The organism is Cupriavidus cauae (genome assembly GCF_008632125.1).
Classification (GTDB): Bacteria; Pseudomonadota; Gammaproteobacteria; order Burkholderiales; family Burkholderiaceae; genus Cupriavidus; species Cupriavidus cauae.
This window is the reverse complement of sequence record NZ_VWRN01000053.1, coordinates 219,866-238,067: the sequence shown is the minus strand read 5'-3', so window position 1 is coordinate 238,067 and position 18,202 is coordinate 219,866. Positions and strand designations below refer to the sequence as shown.

Annotated in this window: 18 protein-coding genes; 5 read left to right on the top strand and 13 right to left on the bottom strand. The window is 69.3% G+C overall.

The features are described 5' to 3' along the window. Positions 1-37 precede the first annotated feature (37 nt). Entirely contained in the window at positions 38-583 is a 546-nt protein-coding gene (msrA, locus tag F1599_RS20045) for a peptide-methionine (S)-S-oxide reductase MsrA (RefSeq protein ID WP_149317804.1), read from the top strand. Between the two features lie 184 nt (positions 584-767). On the opposite strand, the gene F1599_RS20040 is transcribed toward msrA, so the two are convergent. From F1599_RS20040 to F1599_RS20020, 5 genes are all read right to left on the bottom strand, one after another. After that, positions 768-1,859, bottom strand: coding sequence for a DUF72 domain-containing protein (locus tag F1599_RS20040; protein ID WP_223819780.1), 1,092 nt, complete (start codon positions 1,857-1,859; stop codon positions 768-770). Positions 1,860-2,000: 141 nt separating this feature from the next. Next, positions 2,001-3,233 (bottom strand): SAM-dependent methyltransferase, encoded by a 1,233-nt coding sequence (locus tag F1599_RS20035; protein ID WP_150084225.1) that lies wholly within the window; start codon positions 3,231-3,233, stop codon positions 2,001-2,003. 330 nt (positions 3,234-3,563) lie between these two features. Further along, a complete protein-coding gene (pdxH, locus tag F1599_RS20030) occupies positions 3,564-4,202 on the bottom strand; it encodes a pyridoxamine 5'-phosphate oxidase (protein WP_150084224.1) in 639 nt (212 codons plus the stop codon). 222 nt (positions 4,203-4,424) lie between these two features. After that, entirely contained in the window at positions 4,425-5,618 is a 1,194-nt protein-coding gene (locus tag F1599_RS20025) for an MFS transporter (protein ID WP_149317807.1), read from the bottom strand. 336 nt (positions 5,619-5,954) lie between these two features. Beyond that, a complete protein-coding gene (locus tag F1599_RS20020) occupies positions 5,955-8,285 on the bottom strand; it encodes an AsmA family protein (RefSeq protein WP_150084223.1) in 2,331 nt (776 codons plus the stop codon). A 205-nt stretch (positions 8,286-8,490) separates the two neighbouring features. On the opposite strand from F1599_RS20020, the gene F1599_RS20015 reads away from it, so the two are divergent. Next, positions 8,491-9,504, top strand: a complete 1,014-nt coding sequence (locus F1599_RS20015) for a tRNA threonylcarbamoyladenosine dehydratase (RefSeq protein WP_223819778.1) — start codon at positions 8,491-8,493, stop codon at positions 9,502-9,504. A gap of 178 nt (positions 9,505-9,682) precedes the next feature. Here the strand turns inward: F1599_RS20015 and F1599_RS20010 are convergent, their stop codons facing one another. Next, positions 9,683-10,261 (bottom strand): AAA family ATPase, encoded by a 579-nt coding sequence (locus F1599_RS20010; protein ID WP_149317809.1) that lies wholly within the window; start codon positions 10,259-10,261, stop codon positions 9,683-9,685. A 218-nt stretch (positions 10,262-10,479) separates the two neighbouring features. Between F1599_RS20010 and F1599_RS20005 the strand changes: the two genes are divergently transcribed. Further along, positions 10,480-10,953, top strand: a complete 474-nt coding sequence (locus tag F1599_RS20005; protein ID WP_150084222.1) for a bacteriohemerythrin — start codon at positions 10,480-10,482, stop codon at positions 10,951-10,953. A 77-nt stretch (positions 10,954-11,030) separates the two neighbouring features. Here F1599_RS20005 and trxA read toward each other — a convergent pair whose 3' ends face one another. Then, the gene (gene trxA, locus F1599_RS20000) at positions 11,031-11,876 is read right to left on the bottom strand and encodes a thioredoxin (RefSeq protein WP_150084221.1); all 846 of its coding nucleotides are present in this window, start codon (positions 11,874-11,876) and stop codon (positions 11,031-11,033) included. 350 nt (positions 11,877-12,226) lie between these two features. Between trxA and F1599_RS19995 the strand changes: the two genes are divergently transcribed. Continuing rightward, positions 12,227-13,927, top strand: coding sequence for a long-chain fatty acid--CoA ligase (locus F1599_RS19995; RefSeq protein ID WP_149317812.1), 1,701 nt, complete (start codon positions 12,227-12,229; stop codon positions 13,925-13,927). A gap of 44 nt (positions 13,928-13,971) precedes the next feature. Here F1599_RS19995 and F1599_RS19990 read toward each other — a convergent pair whose 3' ends face one another. Both F1599_RS19990 and F1599_RS19985 read right to left on the bottom strand, forming a co-directional pair. Beyond that, positions 13,972-14,775, bottom strand: a complete 804-nt coding sequence (locus F1599_RS19990) for an ankyrin repeat domain-containing protein (protein ID WP_187829154.1) — start codon at positions 14,773-14,775, stop codon at positions 13,972-13,974. A 13-nt stretch (positions 14,776-14,788) separates the two neighbouring features. Next, the gene (locus tag F1599_RS19985; RefSeq protein WP_149317813.1) at positions 14,789-15,514 is read right to left on the bottom strand and encodes a gamma-glutamylcyclotransferase; all 726 of its coding nucleotides are present in this window, start codon (positions 15,512-15,514) and stop codon (positions 14,789-14,791) included. A 163-nt stretch (positions 15,515-15,677) separates the two neighbouring features. Between F1599_RS19985 and F1599_RS19980 the strand changes: the two genes are divergently transcribed. Beyond that, positions 15,678-15,998, top strand: coding sequence for a hypothetical protein (locus F1599_RS19980; protein WP_149317814.1), 321 nt, complete (start codon positions 15,678-15,680; stop codon positions 15,996-15,998). Between the two features lie 40 nt (positions 15,999-16,038). Here F1599_RS19980 and F1599_RS19975 read toward each other — a convergent pair whose 3' ends face one another. The 4 genes from F1599_RS19975 to F1599_RS19960 all read right to left on the bottom strand — a co-directional run bounded on the left by F1599_RS19975 (position 16,039) and on the right by F1599_RS19960 (position 18,186). Beyond that, the gene (locus F1599_RS19975) at positions 16,039-16,386 is read right to left on the bottom strand and encodes an FKBP-type peptidyl-prolyl cis-trans isomerase (RefSeq protein ID WP_006578666.1); all 348 of its coding nucleotides are present in this window, start codon (positions 16,384-16,386) and stop codon (positions 16,039-16,041) included. Positions 16,387-16,539: 153 nt separating this feature from the next. Next, the gene (locus F1599_RS19970; protein ID WP_149318015.1) at positions 16,540-17,088 is read right to left on the bottom strand and encodes a YaeQ family protein; all 549 of its coding nucleotides are present in this window, start codon (positions 17,086-17,088) and stop codon (positions 16,540-16,542) included. Between the two features lie 266 nt (positions 17,089-17,354). Further along, a complete protein-coding gene (locus F1599_RS19965; RefSeq protein ID WP_149317815.1) occupies positions 17,355-17,675 on the bottom strand; it encodes a hypothetical protein in 321 nt (106 codons plus the stop codon). A gap of 127 nt (positions 17,676-17,802) precedes the next feature. Then, positions 17,803-18,186, bottom strand: coding sequence for an MAPEG family protein (locus tag F1599_RS19960; RefSeq protein WP_149317816.1), 384 nt, complete (start codon positions 18,184-18,186; stop codon positions 17,803-17,805). Positions 18,187-18,202: the final 16 nt, after the last annotated feature.

The following is an 18,202-nucleotide window of genomic DNA, read 5'->3' as shown; positions in this document are numbered from 1 at the left end:
GATCGCGCCTTGCGGCGCATCCAACGGGTAAGCATCCATGGAAGATCGAACCGAAATCGCCACGCTCGGTGGCGGCTGCTTCTGGTGCCTGGAGGCGGTCTATCAGCAGGTCGAAGGCGTGACCGCGGTGGAGTCCGGCTATACCGGCGGCCATGTCGACGATCCCAGCTATGAGCAGGTCTGCAGCGGCGATACCGGCCATGCCGAAGTGGTGCGGGTGTCGTTCGATCCGTCGGTGATCTCCTATCGCGAGATCCTGGAGATCTTCTTCGCGATCCACGATCCGACCACGCTCAATCGCCAGGGCAACGACGTCGGTACGCAGTACCGCTCGGTGATCTACACCCACTCGGACGCGCAGCGCGCGACCGCCGAACAGGTGATGGCCGACATCGCCGCGCGCCAGCTCTACGACGGGCCGCTGGTCACGCAGCTCGAGCCGGCGCAGCGCTACTGGCGCGCCGAGGCCTATCACCAGAACTACTTCCGCAATCATCCCGAACAGGGCTACTGCGCCTTCGTGATCTCGCCGAAGGTCGCCAAGTTCCGCAAGAGTTTCGCGCACCGGTTGCGGGCACAGTAAGCGCAGCAGCGGCGGCACCGCAGCGACGGCGCAGAGTCGGCAGCGACAGCGGCAGCAAAAGCGACTGCGGCGGGCCCAACGACGCCGGCAACCTTGGCAGCGACAGCGGCAGCGACAGCAAGCGCGGCAGCCGCGGCAGTGGCACAGGCGGCCGCAGCGGAGGCACAGGCGGCCGTGGCGGAGGCTAGACGTCCAGCCGCTGCGCGATCGCCTCCGCCAGCCGCGCCAGCGTCAGCGGCGCGCAGCCCTCGGCGTTGTTGCTGACGATCAGATAGGCCGGCTGCCCGGCCTGCAGCGTGCGCACCGCCAGGTCGGCCGCGGCGGCCAGCGTCTGCGGATCGAGCGCGCGCAGCCGGTCGAACGGCTCGAACGCCGCCTCGGCCTGCTCGTAGCCGTAGCCCTCATGCAGCAGCCAGCGCAGCACCAGCGGCCCCGGCTCGTCCTCGTCGCGCAGCGCCTGCGCCGCGGCCTGGCGCGCCAGCGGCGGCATGCGGTCGCGCGCCGCGCAGCCGAAGCGCACGCCATGCGTACGCAGCAGCTTGATGAAGCGCGGCGTCAGCAGTTCGGGGTCGCGCAGCTCGACCGCATAGCAGGCGTTCGGCGTCTGCGCCGGGTCGAGCGCGGGCAGCGCCGACAGGAAGGCGTCGAGCCGCGACAGAAAGCCCGCGGCATCGGCCGCCATCGCGCGCAGCGGCGACAGCTGGAACAGCAGCGGCCCGCATTTGGCGCCGAGCCCCGCGGTGGCCGGCGCGATGAAATCGCGGACGGCGATCTCCACATCGAGAAACGCCGCGTTGGCGAGCCGGCCTGCGCCATTGCTCGCGCGCAGCCACGGATCGCAGACGCTGGCGGGCGCCTTGACCAGGAAGCGGAAATCGTCGGGCACCTGGGCCGCATAGGCGAGATAGTCGGCCAGCGGAATCGGCGCGTAGAAGCCCCGATCGACGCCGGCGGCGCGCAGCAGCGGATGGGCGGCATAAGCGCTCAAGCCCTTGCGCGACAGCAGGCTGTCGCTGTAGTCGCCGTCGTAGACCAGGCCTTTCCAGCCGGGGTAGGACCAGGTCGAGGTGCCGAGGTGGAGATGGGCGGGCAGCCGGGCGGCCAGCGCCGCCAGTTCGGCCGAGGCGGCAACCGGCTGGACCGTCTTGCCGCGCCGGGCCGGTTTGGTGGCCGCCGCGGCCGCGGCCGGCGTCGCGGGGCCGGCAGGGGCGGCGGGAGAAACGATGCGACCCGATGTCTTTTCGGACACCGGGTCGCCGAACAGGTCTTCAGTCAAAGGTGGTTCAGTCGAGCCTGATTGAGTCAGCGAGTCAGCGAGTCAGCGAGTCAGCGAGTCAGCGAGTCAGCGAGTCAGCGAAGATCAGCGAAGCCAGCGCGCACAGCGCGCACAGCGAAGCCTGGCGTCATGCCGGCCGCCTCAATCCAGCGTCTTGTCGTAGATGTAATGGCGCGACCAGGGCAGCGTGCTCGACGGCTGGGTGGCCTTGTGGCAGACCACCTGGTAGATCGACATCTTCTCGCTGTCGAACGCCTGCGCGCAGCCGGCCAGATAGACGCGCCAGATGCGGTATTTCTTCTCGCCGACCATCGCGCGAATGGTCTCGCCGTGCGTCTCGAAGTTCTCGGCCCAGTGCCGCAGCGTCTGCGCATAGTGCCGGCGCAGCAGCTCCACGTCGTAGGCCTCCAGGCCGCCCTTGGCGAGCGTATGCAGCACCATGCTGATGTGCGGCAACTCGCCCTGCGGGAACACGTAGCGGTCCATGAACTGGGCACCGTCCATCGGCACCTTGCCACTGTCCGGATCGGGCGAGGTGATGCCGTGGTTCATCGCGATACCGTCGTCGGCCAGCAGCTCGCACATGCGGCTGAAGTAGGTGACCAGGTTTTCCTTGCCGACATGCTCGAACATGCCGACGCTGGTGATGCGGTCGAAGGTGCCGCCGACATCGCGATAGTCCTGCAGGCGGATCTCGATGCGGTCCGACAGCCCGGCCTGTTTGACCCGTTCGGTGGCCAGCGCGAACTGGTTTTCCGACAGCGTGATGCCCACACAGCGCGCGCCGAACTTCTGCGCGGCGCGCAGCACCAGCGCGCCCCAGCCGCAGCCGATGTCGAGCAGTGTCTGGCCCGGCTGCAGGCGGATCTTGGTCAGGATGTGGTCGATCTTCTTGAGCTGCGCGGTGGCCAGGTCCTCGGTGCCGTGCTCGAAGTACGCACAGGAGTAGACCATGTTCGGGTCCAGCCACAGCTTGTAGAAGTCGTTGGAGACGTCGTAGTGGTATTCGATCGACGCCTTGTCTTCCTGCTTGGTATGGGTGAAGCGTTGCGCGACGCGGGCCAGCGTGCTGCCGGCCAGTTGCGTGGTGGCGCGCGAGAAGCCGTAGCCGACCGCGATGATGTCGGCGAGCTTGCCTTCCAGATCGATCTTCTGCTGGACGTAGGCCTCGCCGAGGTTGTCCAGCGTCGGCGTCAGCAGCAGCGGCAGCGCGCCGGCCTCGCGCACGGTCAGCGTGACCGCCGGTTGTTCGAAGTTGCCCAGCGCGTATTCGTGGCCATTCCAGAGCCGCAGCTTGACGGGCAGGTTGGCCTTGTCGCGCAATTCCGCGACCCAGCGCTCCAGTTGCGTGTCCAGTGCTTGCTTGAAAAACATGCGGCTTTCCTCCTGATGAATGGCGGCATATTTCCGAACGAACAGCGCTCCAACCACAGCTGTGGGCGGCCTGGCCTTCCGATATATCAGGCTGTGCCATACCCAACGCCAGAGCCCGCTGCCTGGTGCGTCTGGCGTTTCACTTTATACGCCAAACCGCGCAGGTGTGCAGTGCACTGCCTAGACCCCATATCAATGACAGGGGCAAAACGGTGCGCGCCCGATGAGGACCATCGAGGCCACGCCACGGCGACGCTTCGGGTCGCCGTCGGGCGATCCTCAGGACGACCTCAGGCGATCCTCGGCGACCTCAGGCGACCTCAGGCGACCTCACGGCGACAGCCGCGCGATGCGCCAGCTGCCGTCGGGCTGGCGCAGATAAGCGATGCGATCGTGCAGCCGCGACGGGCGGCCCTGCCAGAATTCGACGCGCGTCGGCGCCACGCGATAGCCGCCCCAGTGCGGCGGCCGCGGCGGGTTCTCGCCGAAGCGCTGGCGGAACTCGGCCTCGCGCTGTTCGAGCAGCGCGCGGTCGCTGACCTCCTGGCTCTGCGCCGACGCCCAGGCGCCGATGCGCGAGCCCAGCGGCCGCGAGGCAAAGTAGGCATCGCTCTCGGCGTCGCTGACTTTCTCGACGGCGCCTTCGATGCGGACCTGCCGCTCGAGCTGTACCCAGTGGAACAGCAGCGCGGCGCGCGGATTGACCGCGAGTTCCAGCCCCTTGCGGCTCTCGTAATTGGTGAAGAAGGTGAAGCCGCGCTCGTCGATGCCCTTGAGCAGCACGATGCGGGCCGAGGGCTGGCCGCTGGCGTCGACCGTGGCCAGCGTCATCGCATTCGGCTCGGGCAGCTTGGCGGTCAGCGCTTCCTCGAACCAGCGTTCGAATTGCGCGATGGGTTGGGGCGCGACATCGGCTTCGGTGAGGGAACCGAGCACATAGGTACGACGGAGATCGGCGAGTTGCGTCATGGCGGGAAGGGCAGCGGCATGGCCGCGGCGGGGATGGCTGAAGATTCCTGAACGGGTCTCCGATTGCGTCGGCACAGCGTCTTGCGTGCGGTCGACAAGCGGATCTGGATGCCTGGAGTATAGCGAAGGCATCCCGGCCCGCGAGCCGGCCCGGGCCGCGCTCCAGCCAGGCTTCAACCGCGCTCCGACCGTGTTTCAACCGCGCTACGACCTGAAGCGGCCTCAGGCGGCGGGCGGCGGCAGCTTGCGCGTCTGTCCGCGCGAATAGTAGCCGGCCACGCCCATCGCGCCAGCCATCGACAAGAAGATCGGCAGCATGCCCAGCGCGGTGCCGACCACGCCGAAGGTCAGCGGCCATACCACCTGGCTGGTGTTCAGCACGGCCGAGCGCAGGCCCAGCGCCTCGCCGGCGCGGCCCGACGGCGACGCGCTATGCAGGATGTTCATCACGTTGGGCTGGGCGCTGCCCAGCGCCAGGCCCAGCACGAACGCCAGGCAGCACATCAGCCAGAACGTCGAGACGAAGGGATAGAGCAGGTACGCGATGCCGCCGACCAGCAGCGCGCCGCGGATGATCTTCCATTCGGACAGATGGCGCGTGACCAGCGGCATCGCGATGCGGATCGCCAGCGTGGCGATGGCGAAGGCGCCGAGCACCCAGCCGATCGACGAGGGCGACAGGCCGACGCGCGTGCCCTGGATCGGGATCAGGAAGGCATGCAGGTCCCAGGCGGCGGACAGCACCGCGCTGGCGACGAAGACGGCGCGCAGCTCGGGCACCTGCAGCAGATCCAGCGCGGAGCCGCGGCTGCCGTCGAGCGCGGCCTGGCGCGCGGCGCCGGCGCCTTGCGCGGGCAGGCGGTCATGGACGAGCCGCAGGCCGATCTGACCGATCAGCGCGACGCCGACCAGCAGCAGGAAGGCGGGGCGATAGCCGGCGTGCTCGATCACGTAGCCGACCACCACCGGGCCCAGCGTGCCCGATACCGACAGCCCCAGCGCATGCCAGGTGTAGTTGCGAAGACGGGTCTCGTCGGTCGACAGCTGCCCGATCAGCAACTGCATCGCGACCTGGACCAGCATGAAGCCGACGCCGATCAGCGCGCACGACGCGTACAGCGCGGCGACGCTCGGCCAGATCGCCGGCAGCAGCGTGCCGCCGACCACCATCAGCGAGCCCGCGGTCATCGGCCGGCGCGGCCCGATCTGGTCGATGCGGCGCCCGGCGCGGATCGCCAGCAGCATCGGCAGCAGCGCGTACAGCGACATCAGCACGCCGAGCGTGATGGTCGAGGCCTTCAGCGAAATGGCAAACAGGGAAACGACGACGCGGCTGGCGTTGAACGCCACGTGGTTGCACACCGTCAGCGCGATCAGAACACTGATCGGCATGGCGGCGGCGGAATACGGCGTCATTCGTGCAAGGACCGGAGCGGAGGGGGTGAAACGGCAGACCGGAACAACCGGGAAAAGACGAACGGGGGGCGGCATGCGCCGCGCCCCGCAACAGGCCGCGCCCTGACGGGCGCCACCTGCAAATTGCCATCCGTTTACAGCGTGGTGTTGTGCATCGAGGCGCCGCTACCGCTGGGCGTCTCCATGTAAATGGCCATTTAATTATGGGACGCTTGTTGACAGCGTGCAACGGTCTTTTAGGTTTTGGTGCACAGAAACGGGGCGTTGGTCCGCGAGTGTTGCGCTGGAGCATCGGTGGACGACGCACCAGCGGGTCGAAGTGCGTCGGGCAGCGCGTCAGCCGCCCTGGTACATCGGCGTTCTGTTGGGTCCGGGCGACGGTGCGGCCGGCGCGGCGGGATTCTGGCGGCGCGGCTCCGGCTCGTTGCCGCCCGCCGGCGCCTGGCCCGTGGGAGCCGCCGCAGCCGAAGCCGGGGCACGGCGATCGCGGTAGGTCTTGCCCGGCGGCGGCGCGGTCGGCCGCTTGCGCAGCTCCGCCAGCAGCTTGCCGCACTGGCTGTCCTCGGCTGGCGACAGATCGATCAGCGGCAGCACCGTGGCGACCGGCGCCAGCAGCGCCAGCGCCACCGCGCCGCCGGCCCGCAGCGCCAGCACGCCGATGTCCGGGCTGACGCGCGGGTCCTTCAGCGTGCCGCCGACATACAGCGGCGAGCGCAGCGAGAACACGCGCATGCCCTTGGAGTCGGGGTTGATCGTCAGGCCCAGCCGCTCGCTGGACAGGTCCACCACGCCGGTGGCCGTGATGGTCGCGTCCTGCGTGTCGATGACGAAGGTGCGGGCGCGGCCCATGCCGTTGGTGAAGGTGAAGTCCGCCACCCCGCAGTTGATCTGTACCGGCTTGTCGCCGAACAGCTTGGCGATGATCACGCTGCCGACGTTCAGCCCCATCGCCTCGAGGATGAACTTGCTGATGGTGCCGTTCTCGACCAGCAGCCGCGCCTCGCCGTTGGACGAGCCGAGCAGCGCCGCCACCGAATTGCCGGTGGCCGACAGCTTGGCGGCCCCGTTGATCTCGCCGATGCTGGCGCGCATCGATTCGAGGTTGGGGAACAGCTGCTTGATCTTCAGATGGCGCGCCGTCATGTCGATGGTCGCGCCCATCGGCGTGCGCTTGCCATTGAGCTGGAGCATCGAACTCAGGGTGCCGCCGGCCACGCCGAAGTTCAGCGGCTTCAGGTTCAGCACGCCGTCCTGCAGCACGATATGGGTCTGCAGATTGTTGATCGGCAGGTCGACGTCGCGAATGATGCGCTGGCCCGTGAAGCGCACGTCGGCATCGATATCGTCCCAGCGCTCGGTGCGGAACGGCGCCACCGGCAACGCCTTGTCGGCCGGCTGGCGCACCGGGCTGCGCGCCGCGGCCTGGCCCGGCTTGGCGTCGGCGCCGATCAGCGGCGCCAGGTCCTCGAAGCGCAACTGCCTGGACACCAGTTCGCCGGCGAGCAGCGGGCGCGGCTCGCGCTGCGTATAGGTCAGCGTGCCGCCCAGGTCGCTGCCGCCCACCCGGCCGGTGAAGTTCTGATAGCGATAGACCGACGCGCCCTTGCGCAGCGTCGCGGTCAGGCGGCCGTTGGTGCGATACGGCGGGGTTTCGGGCAGCACGACGCCGGTCAGCGAATACAGGTCGGCCATGCTCTCGCCGGACAGCTGCAGCATCAGGTCCAGCGCGGCGAGCCGGGCCGGCTCCGTCAGCGTGCCCTCGATCTGCGCGCGGGTGCTGCCGACGCGCACATCGGCCTGCAGCGGGTAGGGCCGGCTGGCGTCGCGCAGGTTCAGCACCGCGCCGGCCTTGCCGTTGGCGTTGATGGTGGCCTTGTTGTAATGGCCGACCGCGCGCCAGCGGATGCCGTAGACCGGTTCGCCCTTGCTGTTGGCCGCTGCCGCCGAGGCCGCGGCCGCCGAAGCCCCGGTCGCGGTGGGCACGCTCGCGCCGCGCGCGGGGGCCGCCGATGCGGACGGCGCGGACGAGGGTGCGGAGGTCGGTGCGGAGGTCGGTGCGGATGACGGCGCGAGGGGTCCGTCGCGGTCCTTGTCGTACAGCGCGGCATCGCCGATGGTCTCGAGCGTCGCGCGCAACTCGATCTTGCTGGCCGCATCGTTCAGCGCCAGATGGCCGCGCGTCAGCACCACCTCGCCGATTTCCAGGTGCCATTGCGATGGCTCCTTGTCTTCGCGGGTGGGGAAGGTCCAGTTGTTGCGCTTGTCGGCCAGCCGTTCGAGCGCGACGGAAGGGCCATCGATGGTGATGGTCGGCAGCGAGATCTCGCGCGCCAGCAGCGGCAGCGGGCGCAGCAGGAACACCAGCTCCCGCGCGGTGGCGAGATTGGGCTGCTGGGTCCAGTCGGGGTTGCCGATCGTGATGTCGCGGGCGGACAGCCGCGGCCACGGCACCAGGCGCCGCCAGCCGCTCTCGCCTTCGGGCCGGCGCCAGGTCAGGATCAGGTCGCCGTTGACGGCGAACGGGCGCCCGATGGCATCGCTGACCTTCTCGTTGAGCCAGGGCTTGAGGCGGTTCCAGTCGAACAGCAGCACGAAGGCCACCACCGCCGCAATCAACACCAAGGGCGTCAACACACTCCACAGCACGGCCTGGCGGCGCATCGACATGAGGGGCTCCTGGCCGGCGCACGCGCGAACCGGACCGGTGCGCTGGCGCGGCTGACGTACCACGTTGCGGCTATTGTATAGTTGCGCGCCGGGCCCTCCTGTCGGCATGCGACTGACATTGATGCCCGCGCTTTTCGCATTTTTTGCCCGCCGCCGTGCTCGCATCGCTTCGGCAGGCGGGTCCAAGCCGATGGTGAAGTCCTCGATGGCCGACGACCCTAACGCAGACTCCCGGGCCGACTTCCGGGCCGACTCCCGGGTCGATTCCCGGAGCGATTCCCCGGTCGAAACCCGGGCCGACTCCCGGGCTGCCTCCAGCTCCGACTTCCGGGCCGACGCCAGCCCCGACCGCAATGACGATCCCGCCGCCGCGCAGGCGCTGGCGGAACTGCCTGCCGCGCTGCCGCATGACAGCGCCGAGGACGACGACTACCACCGGCGCTTCGGCGGCGTGGCTCGCCTCTACGGTGCCGATGGCCTGGCGCGGCTGGAGGCGGCCAGCATCTGCGTGGTCGGCATCGGCGGGGTCGGCAGCTGGGCCGCCGAGGCGCTGGCCCGCAACGCGGTGGGGCGCATCACGCTGATCGACCTCGACCATATCGCCCCGTCGAACACCAACCGGCAGATCCACGCGCTGGGCGACGAGTATGGGCGCGCCAAGGTCGAGGCGATGGCGCAGCGGCTGCTGCAGATCAACCCGCGCGTGCGGGTGCGGCCCGTCGACGATTTCGTCACGCCCGACAACGTCGAGGCGCTGCTGGCCGGCCATGACTACGTGATCGACGCGATCGATGCGGTCAAGGTCAAGATCGCGATGCTGGGCTGGGCCCGGCGCCAGCGGCTGCCGATCGTCACCTGCGGCGGCGCGGGCGGCCAGCTCGACCCGACCCGCGTGCGCGTGGCCGACCTGTCGCGCACCATCCAGGACCCCCTGCTGGCCAAGGTCCGTGCCGGGCTGCGCAAGCAATGGGGGCTGCCGCGCGACCCGAAGAAGCCGTTCGGCCTGCCGGCGGTGTATTCCGACGAGCCCTTGCGCTATCCCGAGCCCGAGCAGCAGGCCTGCGAAATCGACGAGGCGCCCTTTGCCGACGCCGCCCATCCGCGGCAGGGGCCGCAGGGGCTGGCCTGCGCGGGCTTCGGCTCGTCGGTGGCGGTCACCGCGGTGTTCGGCTTCGTCGCCGCATCGGTGGCGCTGAGCGCAATCGCGCAGCCTGGCTGACCGGCCCGGTTCCAACGGCTGGCGGTTTTCTCCGCTCGCCGCTTGCGGGAGAGGGGCCGGGAAGAGGGCCGGGAAGATGGGCCGGGAAGATGGGCCGGGAAGATGGGCGCGGCGGCACCGATACCTGCGATATCGCCCGGCAACCGCCGTTGTCCCCCTTCGCGACGAGTTCGTGCGCTCAGGCCCGCAGCGCGTCGAGCAGCCGCGCCACCTCCGCCTCGCCGGGCGCAAGGTTGTCGAAGTAGATCAGTTCGGGATACTCGGCCGGATCGGGCATGAAACGCCGCTGCCGATAGTCCTCCCAGTGCGCCAGCTTGTAGGCATCGTTGGGATTGCCGCGCCGCACGATGCGCGCGTGCGCCTCGTCCTCGGGCAGATGGACCCAGACCACACGCACCGTGGTGCCGGCCGGCAGCGCGAGCCACTGCGGGTCGCTGAGGCGATGCTCGCGGATCTCGCGCGACAGCGGGCCGATCACGATCGCGCTGATGCCCAGCGCCAGGTTCTCGCGCGCGGTATCGAGCAGGCCCTGGTATTCCGGATCGCGCAGATGCTGCAGATAGAGCGGGCTGTCGCGATCGTTCGGATCGCCGGTCAGCGCGCCCATCGCGGCGGCGCTGTAGCGGCCGTACAGCGTGTCCTTGTCGAGCAGGCAGAACGGTTCGCCGGTGGCCTCCATCAGCGGGCCGATCAGGCGATGGGCCAGCGTGGTCTTGCCGGTGCCGGCATGTCCGCAGAAGAAGATCAGTCTTGGCATCGAAGGGGAGCGGGCGAGGAAGCAGGGAGGAAGATTGGCGGGCAACCAACTGGCAACTCTGCAGACGAAGCGGGGAGCCAGCGGGAACGAAGCGGGCGGCCTGCGGAGACGACGCGGGCAACCAGCGGAGTCCACGCGGGCGCCGGGCGCGGGATTCGGTATCCTTGCGCGTATCCCTGTGCCTTCGGGCATTCCGCGCAGCATAACCGATCGCCTTCATGACCGTTTCCGCTCCCGCTTTCGCTTCCCCGGCCTCCACGGCCACGCCGCCCGATCTCGACAGCAGCGCGCTGCCGGCCGACCTGCATCTGGGCGAGCCCGTCACCGACCATACCCATGCGGAGTTCGTGCTGCTGCTGCAGGCCGCCCAGCGCGCCAGCGACGAGGGCTTTCTGGCCGCGCTGGACGAGTGGATCGACCACACGCGCTACCACTTCGACATGGAGGAAGCGTGGATGGAGGCGATGAACTTCGGCCCGCGCCAATGCCATGCCGGCGAGCACCGGCAGATGCTGGAGATCGTCGGCAAGGTCCGCGCGAAGGTCGAGCAGGAAGGGGACTTCGAGACCGGGCGCCGCCTGGTGGCGGAACTGCCCGGCTGGTTCGCGCTGCACGTGCGCAAGCAGGACGCCGCGATGGTGGCCTACATGCGGCAGAACGGCTTTACGCTGGTGGAGGGGCCGGCGGGGTAAGGGGAGACGGCCGGGGGGAGAGGGCCGGGAGAGAGGGCCGGGAGAGAGCGCAACCGCGCCCTCTCGGCCGCGCCACCTCAATTCAACGCCGCACTCAACTGCCGGCGCCAGCGCGACACCGCCTCGGGCGTGTCGCCCATCATCTCGAACACCGACAGCATCGTCTTGCGGCCGACATCGTCCTCGAAGCTGCGGTCGGTGCGCACGATCGCCAGCAACTGCTCCAGCGCCGGTTCGTATTGGCGGCGGGCGATCAGCAGCCGGGCCAGATCGAGGCGCGCCCGCAGATCCGCGGGGTCGGCGGCGATGCGGCCGGTCAGCGTGCCCTCGTCGGGCAGGTCGCCCAGGCCCTTCATTGCCTCGAGCCGGGTCTGCAGCGCGGCGTAGGCATCCTGCTGCGGCGCGCGCGGGGTCAGCATGCCGAACTGGGCCTCGGCTTCCTCCAGCGCATTGCCGTCGAGCAGGAAGGCAATGTAGTCGAGGCGCGCTTCGTCGAAGCCGGGATCGAAGGCCAGCGCGGCCTGGAAGGCCTCGCGCGCGATCTGGCGATTGCCGGCGGCGGCCGCATGGCGCGCCTCGCGCAGCGCGATCTGGCCCGGGTTCGGCGTGACCCGCGCGATGAACTCGCGCAGGCCCGATTCGGGCAGCACGCCGATGAACTGGTCGACCGGCTTGCCGTCGACGAAGGCCACCACATGGGGAATGCTGCGCACGCCGAAGTGGGCGGCCAGCTCCTGGTTCTCGTCGACGTTGATCTTGGCCAGCTTCCACTTGCCGCCGGCCTCGCGCTCGAGTTTCTCCAGCAGCGGGCCCAGCGTGCGGCACGGTCCGCACCATGGCGCCCAGAAGTCCACCAGCACGGGGACGCTGCGCGACAGCGCAATCACGTCGTGGTCGAAGTTCTGCAGGGTGACGTCGCTCATTCCTTGCCTCGCTGTTCGTGAATTCGCCTGATATCGCGTGGATCCGCGGGAGTCCCGGGAAATCCTTGGGAGTCGCCGGGACTCGCGGGTCGCATGATTCGGCCCAAGGCGCGGAATCGCGCCGCACGGCCGTTTCCTTGTGTGGATGTGGGGACGGCGCCGCTCATCTCAACCCCGCTTGCGGGAATCTACCCCCTTGGAAATAGAACGGTCGTTCGGTTATATTGCTTGACGATTCGCCGCCGGGGCTGCTTGCCGGCCGCGGCAGCGCCGGTGCCCGTCGTTCGACAACGATGGCTCGGCAACGACGCACGAGAACCGGTTGCAAAGACCGCTCAGGAGACAAACGCATGCAGACCCAGAAGCCCGCCGCGCGCCCGCATTTCCAGTTCTGGCCCAAGCGGGCGCCCACCGCCATCGTGCTGCCCGAGACCTCGCTGTGGGTCAATCTGGAGGTGTCGGCGCGCCGCTATGCCGACAAGGCCGCGATCCGCTATTTCGGCAAGGCCATCACCTTCCGCGAACTGGAGGCGCAGGCCACCGCGCTGGCGGGCTGGCTGCAGCGCGAGGCCGGCGTGGCCAAGGGCGACCGGGTGTTGCTGTACATGCAGAATTGCCCGCAGTTCATCGTCAGCTACTACGCGATCCTGCGCGCCGACGCGGTCGTGGTGCCGGTCAATCCGATGAACCGGGCCGAGGAATTCAAGCACTACATCACCGACGCGCAGGCCCGCGTGGCGATCTGCTCGGCCGATCTGGCCGGCGGCGCCGCGGCCGCCAACGCCGAGCTGCCGCAGGACCAGCAGCTGCAGCATCTGCTGGTGACGCAATACGCCGATGCGCTGCCCGAGCGCCACGAGCACCCCGAGGACGCGCCGCCGGCCTGGCTGACCGCCGAGCATGCGTTGCCCGCCGGCGCCGTGGCCTGGCGCGACGCGCTGGCGGCCGGCCACCAGCCCGGCCCGCATACCGCCGGTCCCGACGACATGGCGGTGATGCCCTATACCTCGGGCACCACCGGCTTCCCCAAGGGCTGCATCCATACCCATCGGTCCGTGATGCACAACGTGGTCGGCGGCTCGACCTGGTCGGGCTCGGGCGCCGAGTCGGTGATCCTGTCGGTGCTGCCGCTGTTCCACGTGACCGGCATGCAGTACGGCATGAACGGCCCGATCTACAGCGGTGCCACGGTGGTGATGCTGCCGCGCTGGGACCGCGAGGTGGCGGGCCGGCTGATCTCGCGCTACCAGGTCACGCACTGGACCAATATCCCGACCATGGTGATCGACTTCCTGGCGAGCCCCAACCTGGCCGAGTTCGACCTGTCGAGCCTGCGCTATATCGGCGGCGGCGGGGCGGCGATGCCGCAGGCGATCGCCGAGCGGCTGCGCGAGCAGTTCGGCCTGAACTATCTCGAGGGCTACGGGCTGTCCGAGACGATGGCGCCGACCCACAGCAATCCGGCGGACCGGCCCAAGCTGCAGTGCCTGGGCGTGCCGACCTTCAACACCGACGCACGCGTGGTCGACCCGGTCACGCTGAAGGAGCTCCCGCCGGGCGAGGTCGGCGAGATCATCGTCTGCGGCCCGCAGGTGTTCAAGGGCTACTGGGGCAAGCCGGACGCGACGCGCGAGGCCTTCATCGAGTTCGAGGGCAAGACCTTCTTCCGCACCGGCGACCTGGGCCGGATGGACGAGGAGGGCTATTTCTTCATCACGGACCGGCTCAAGCGGATGATCAACGCGTCGGGCTTCAAGGTCTGGCCGGCCGAGGTCGAGAACTTGCTGTACAAGCATCCGGACGTGCAGGAGGCCTGCATCATCGGCACGCGCGACGCCTATCGCGGCGAGACGGTCAAGGCGGTGGTCGTGCTGAAGGCGCACGCCAGGGGCAAGACCACGGCGGACGACATCATCGCCTGGGCCAAGGACAATATGGCCGCCTACAAGTACCCGCGCGTGGTCGAGTTCGTCGACGCGCTGCCGAAGTCGGGGACCGGCAAGGTGATGTGGCGCCAGTTGCAGGAAGCGGAGAACGCGCGCCTGGGTTGAGGGCGCGCGGCGCCAAGGCGGGGCGGCGCGTCCTGCCCGGCCGCTCAGTGCCCGCGCACCCGCATCAGCATCTTCACCATCGTCTTGTAGCCGCGCTCGCGCGCATGCCGCGTGGGGGTGACGCCGTCGCGATCGGCCAGGTTGGCGTCGGCGCCCGCATCGAGCAGCAGCTGCACCACGTGCTCGTAGCGCGCGCTGCCGTCGCCGAGCACGATGGCTTCCAGCAGCGCGGTCCATCCCAGCGCATTGACATGATCGACCGGCACGCCGGCCTGCAGCAGCAGCTTGACCACCTCGGGGTTGCCATGCTGCGAGGCCGCCGTCAGCGCGGTGCCGCGATAGCGGTCGGTGCTGTGCGGATCGGCCCCGTGTGACAGCGTCAGCCGCACCAGCTCCACTTGCCCGCTGGCGGCGGCCAGCAGGAAGGCGCTGTTGGCCTGGTCGTCCTTGTGATTGACATCGGCCCCCGCGTGGATCAGCGCGCGGGCGGCCTCGCCATGCCGTTGATAGAGCGCGAGCAGCAGCGCGGTGCGCCCGCGCTCGTCGGCGGCATGCGGCGAGGCGCCGGCGCCCAGCAGCTTGCGCACCAGCGCCGCGTCGCCGAGCGAGGCGGCGGTCAGCAGATTGCGGTTCAGCGCGCTCAGCGCGTTGTGCGGCCGGCCCGCGCTGCCCGGCTGCGTGGCGGGCCGCGGCGAGGACGACGGCGAGGCCGGAGCGGAGGAACCGGGACGGGCCGCCATCGACACGCCGGCCGGCCCCGACAGCAATGCGCCGCCGAGCAGCAGCCCCGACAACCCCAGCGCTTCGGCAACCATCAGGCGGCGGGCTCGAGCGGCGGGGGCGGGCATGGCGGTCTCCGGTTCAGGCGGCGTTGGCCGGTTCGCTGTCCGCGGCCGGCTCGCCGGCCGGTTCCGCGTCGGCGGCCTGGATCTGCCGCCACAGCCGGCCGAGATAGGGATCGTCGACGCCGTGGGTAGCCAGGCCCAGCAGGGTCTGGTGCAGATAGTCGCGCGCCGGGCCGTACAGGCCGGTGGCGCGCCGCAGGCAGGTGACCACGCGTTCGTCGGGCAGGCGGCCGGCATAGGCCTCGTGGGCGCGGTTCATCACGAAGGCGAGCGCCCGCTGCGGGGCCGCCTCGCCATCGAGCTTCACGCGCAGCCAGCGCGGATGGTAGGCGCCGGTCATCATTTCGCGGCGCCACAGCACGCGGAATTCCTGCTCGACCACATGGCTGGGGATGCGGAACACCATGCCGTGGCAGCTGCCGCCACGGTCCAGGCCCAGCACCAGCCCGGGGTTGTCCCAGGTGCCGCGATTGATGCGCGAATAGAGGTAGAAGCCGCGGTGATAGCCGTGCACGGTCGCGAGCCGGCGCTCGGTGTGCACCACCATCGGGTTCCAGATCAGGGAGCCGTAGCCGAACAGCCAGACGTCACCGTGCATGTCCGGCTGGTCGGGCCGGTGATCGAGCGTGGAGCGCAACGAGCGCTCGAGCGCGTCTTCCGACAGCAGCGAGGAAGCCACCGGGGTACCGCCCAGCGTGGTCCGCAGCCGGTCCGCTTCGAGATCTTGTCGGGTGATGGCCATGGTGCAAGCATAATGCAAAGCCGGGCAGCGGGAGGCTTGCTACACCACATGGCGGTGGGATGTCGGCGTGGGGCAACGGTACGGCGCCACCCGCTGCCGGCGGGGTGGCGGCCGATGTTGCGCCGTCCTTACAATGGCTGCCAACTACCAGGAGGGATGGACTATGGCGCGAACGCTTACGGTGGCCTTCGGCACCGGCAAGGAATTCGAGTTCACCATCGGCGATACCGAACTTGCGGGCATCAGCGACGATGCCGGCTGGCGCTGGTTCGATCGGGAGTATGCGGAGCTCGACTGCCAGGCTTCCAGCCCGGTGGGCAAGGTGCTGGTCATCGACAAGATCCTCAGCGTGGCGCGCTTCTCGGGCGAGCAGCGCTTCACCGGCGATCCGGACTGGGCCCGGGAGTACGCGCGGCATGCCGCGCATATCCTGGGCCGCGATCGGGTCCGCGTCGACGTCGGCAACGCGTCGATCGGCTTCTGAGCCGGCCTGCCGGCTCAGTCTTTCTGGAGCGTCAACCGCCTCAGACGGCCAGCAGTTCCACTTCAAACAGCAGCGTGGCGTTCGGCGGAATCACGCCGCCGGCGCCGCGTGCGCCATAGCCCAGGTCGGCGGGAATCACCAGCCGGCGCGTGCCGCCCACCTTCATGCCCTGCACGCCTTCGTCCCAGCCGCGGATCACATGACCGGCGCCCAGCGGGAACACGAAGGGATCGTTGCGATCCTTGCTCGAATCGAATTTGCGGCCGGCCTGGCCGTTCTCGTACAGCCAGCCGGTGTAATGGACGGTGACGTGCTTGCCCGCGGTCGCTTCGGCGCCCTGGCCGGTCACGGTGTCTTCGTATTGCAGGCCGGAAGGAGTGGTGATCATCGGTCTTTCCTTTGTGTGACTGCGCGGCGCGGCCCTAGGGGCCGCGATGCGCGTGGTGATTCGGCGCACGGGGCCGCGCGGCCATGGCTGGCGCGCGCGGTGCTGCCGAGCCGGCAGTGTACTCGCAAGCGTTGAGGGGTTTGGCGTCTGGCGTCAGGCGTCGGCCCGTTGCCAGGTATCCAGGCGCAGCTGCACGCTGCGCTCGTCGTCACTGAACCAGATCTCGCCGTCCTGGATCGTCACCGTCAGCCGCATCGCCCGGCGGGCCATGCCGGCCAGCGCGTCGACCGCCTCGCCCGGCACCGCATGCACGGTCAGGTTGCGCAGCTTGCCGGCCTTGCCCGCGATGCCCTTCCACCATTCGCGCGCGCTGGCGGGCTGGTAGGCGAACACGGTCACGCGCGCGGCGCGCGAGGCGGCGCGCTTGAGCCGCGTCTCGTCGGGCTGGCCCAGGTCGATCCAGTGTTCGATCTCGCCGGTCAGGCTGCGCTCCCACAGGTCCGGCTCGTCGGGTTCGTCGAGCCCGCGGGTCAGGGTCAGCGTCTCGCTGGCCTCGCAGGCGAACGCCAGCAGCCGCACCATCATGCGGGCGTCGTTCTCGGACGGGTGCTGCGCGACGGTCAGCGCGTGGGTGCCGTAGTAATGCCGGTCCATATCGGAGATCGACAGCTCGGCTTTGCAGATGGTGGACTTCAGGGCCATGGGGGAAGAGGGAGGCGGCGCGCCGGCCGATGGCGCGGGCAGGATGCCCGGCACGGCCGGCAAAGCGCGCATGTTACCCGATCACCGCCTGCATGACGGTGCGGATGGCATGGTGAGGAAGCGGGAAGGGAAGGGTGCCGGAACCAGCAGCCGACACCGCAGCACAAACGGCAGAGAAGGCGGCAAAGGAAACCGCAGCGGGATCGACTGCGGAATCGACGGCGCCCGCGCGCGGGATGCTCCGCACGCGCGGCGCGGCGCGGCGGTCAGCGTGACTTGCGGTAATCGCTGAAGTAGAAGCGCAGCACCGCGGAGGCGATCACCAGCGCGAGGAAGGCGGCGGCGATCACCATCGCCTGCCCGGCGGGACTGTCGATCTGCCCGTTGACGCCGAGCTCGACCAGGCGGCCGACGACCAGCATCACCAGCACCGGGATCACCAGGGCGCGGCGGCCGTAGGTGCGCATCACCCAGCCGGGGAAGTTGCGCAGATGGCCGACAAAATCGCGCGGAATGCTGCAGATCAAGCACGCCCCTGCGGCAGCGAGCGAAGCCGCCACCACATCCCCCAGTCCAATCCCGATCATGATTCCCCGTCCCGTCGCACCCAGGCGAAAGAGCCGGGGCCAAATTTTGCAAAGCGCTGATTCTACAGAAGATTTCGGGATTTCAGGTGTCGCCGGGTCGACCTGTGACAGAAGTCAACGGTCTCTTTCAGGGCACCAGCACGGGCAGCAGGAAAATGCCCAGCACGCAGAGGAAGCCGAGCGTCCAGCACAGCGAACGCAGCGTGGCGCGGTCGGCCAGGTAGCAGACGGTGTAGAGCACGCGGATCACGATGAATGCGACCGCCAGCTCGTCGATGCGCGCCTGCGGCGCCTGCAGGTGGCTGGCGCACAGCACCGCGGCGGCGAACAGCGGAAAGGCCTCGAAGTGGTTGCGGTGGGCGAGGTCCGCGCGGCGGGCGCGGCCGGTCTGCCGCTCCAGCCAGGCGCGCGGATCGTGGTTGTCGAAGCCGGGCGCGCCCCATTTGGCGATGCCCACCGTGACGATGGGCAGGATGCCGGCGATCAGCACGCACCAGAAAGCGATCGGCATGGCGTTGTCCTTTGGT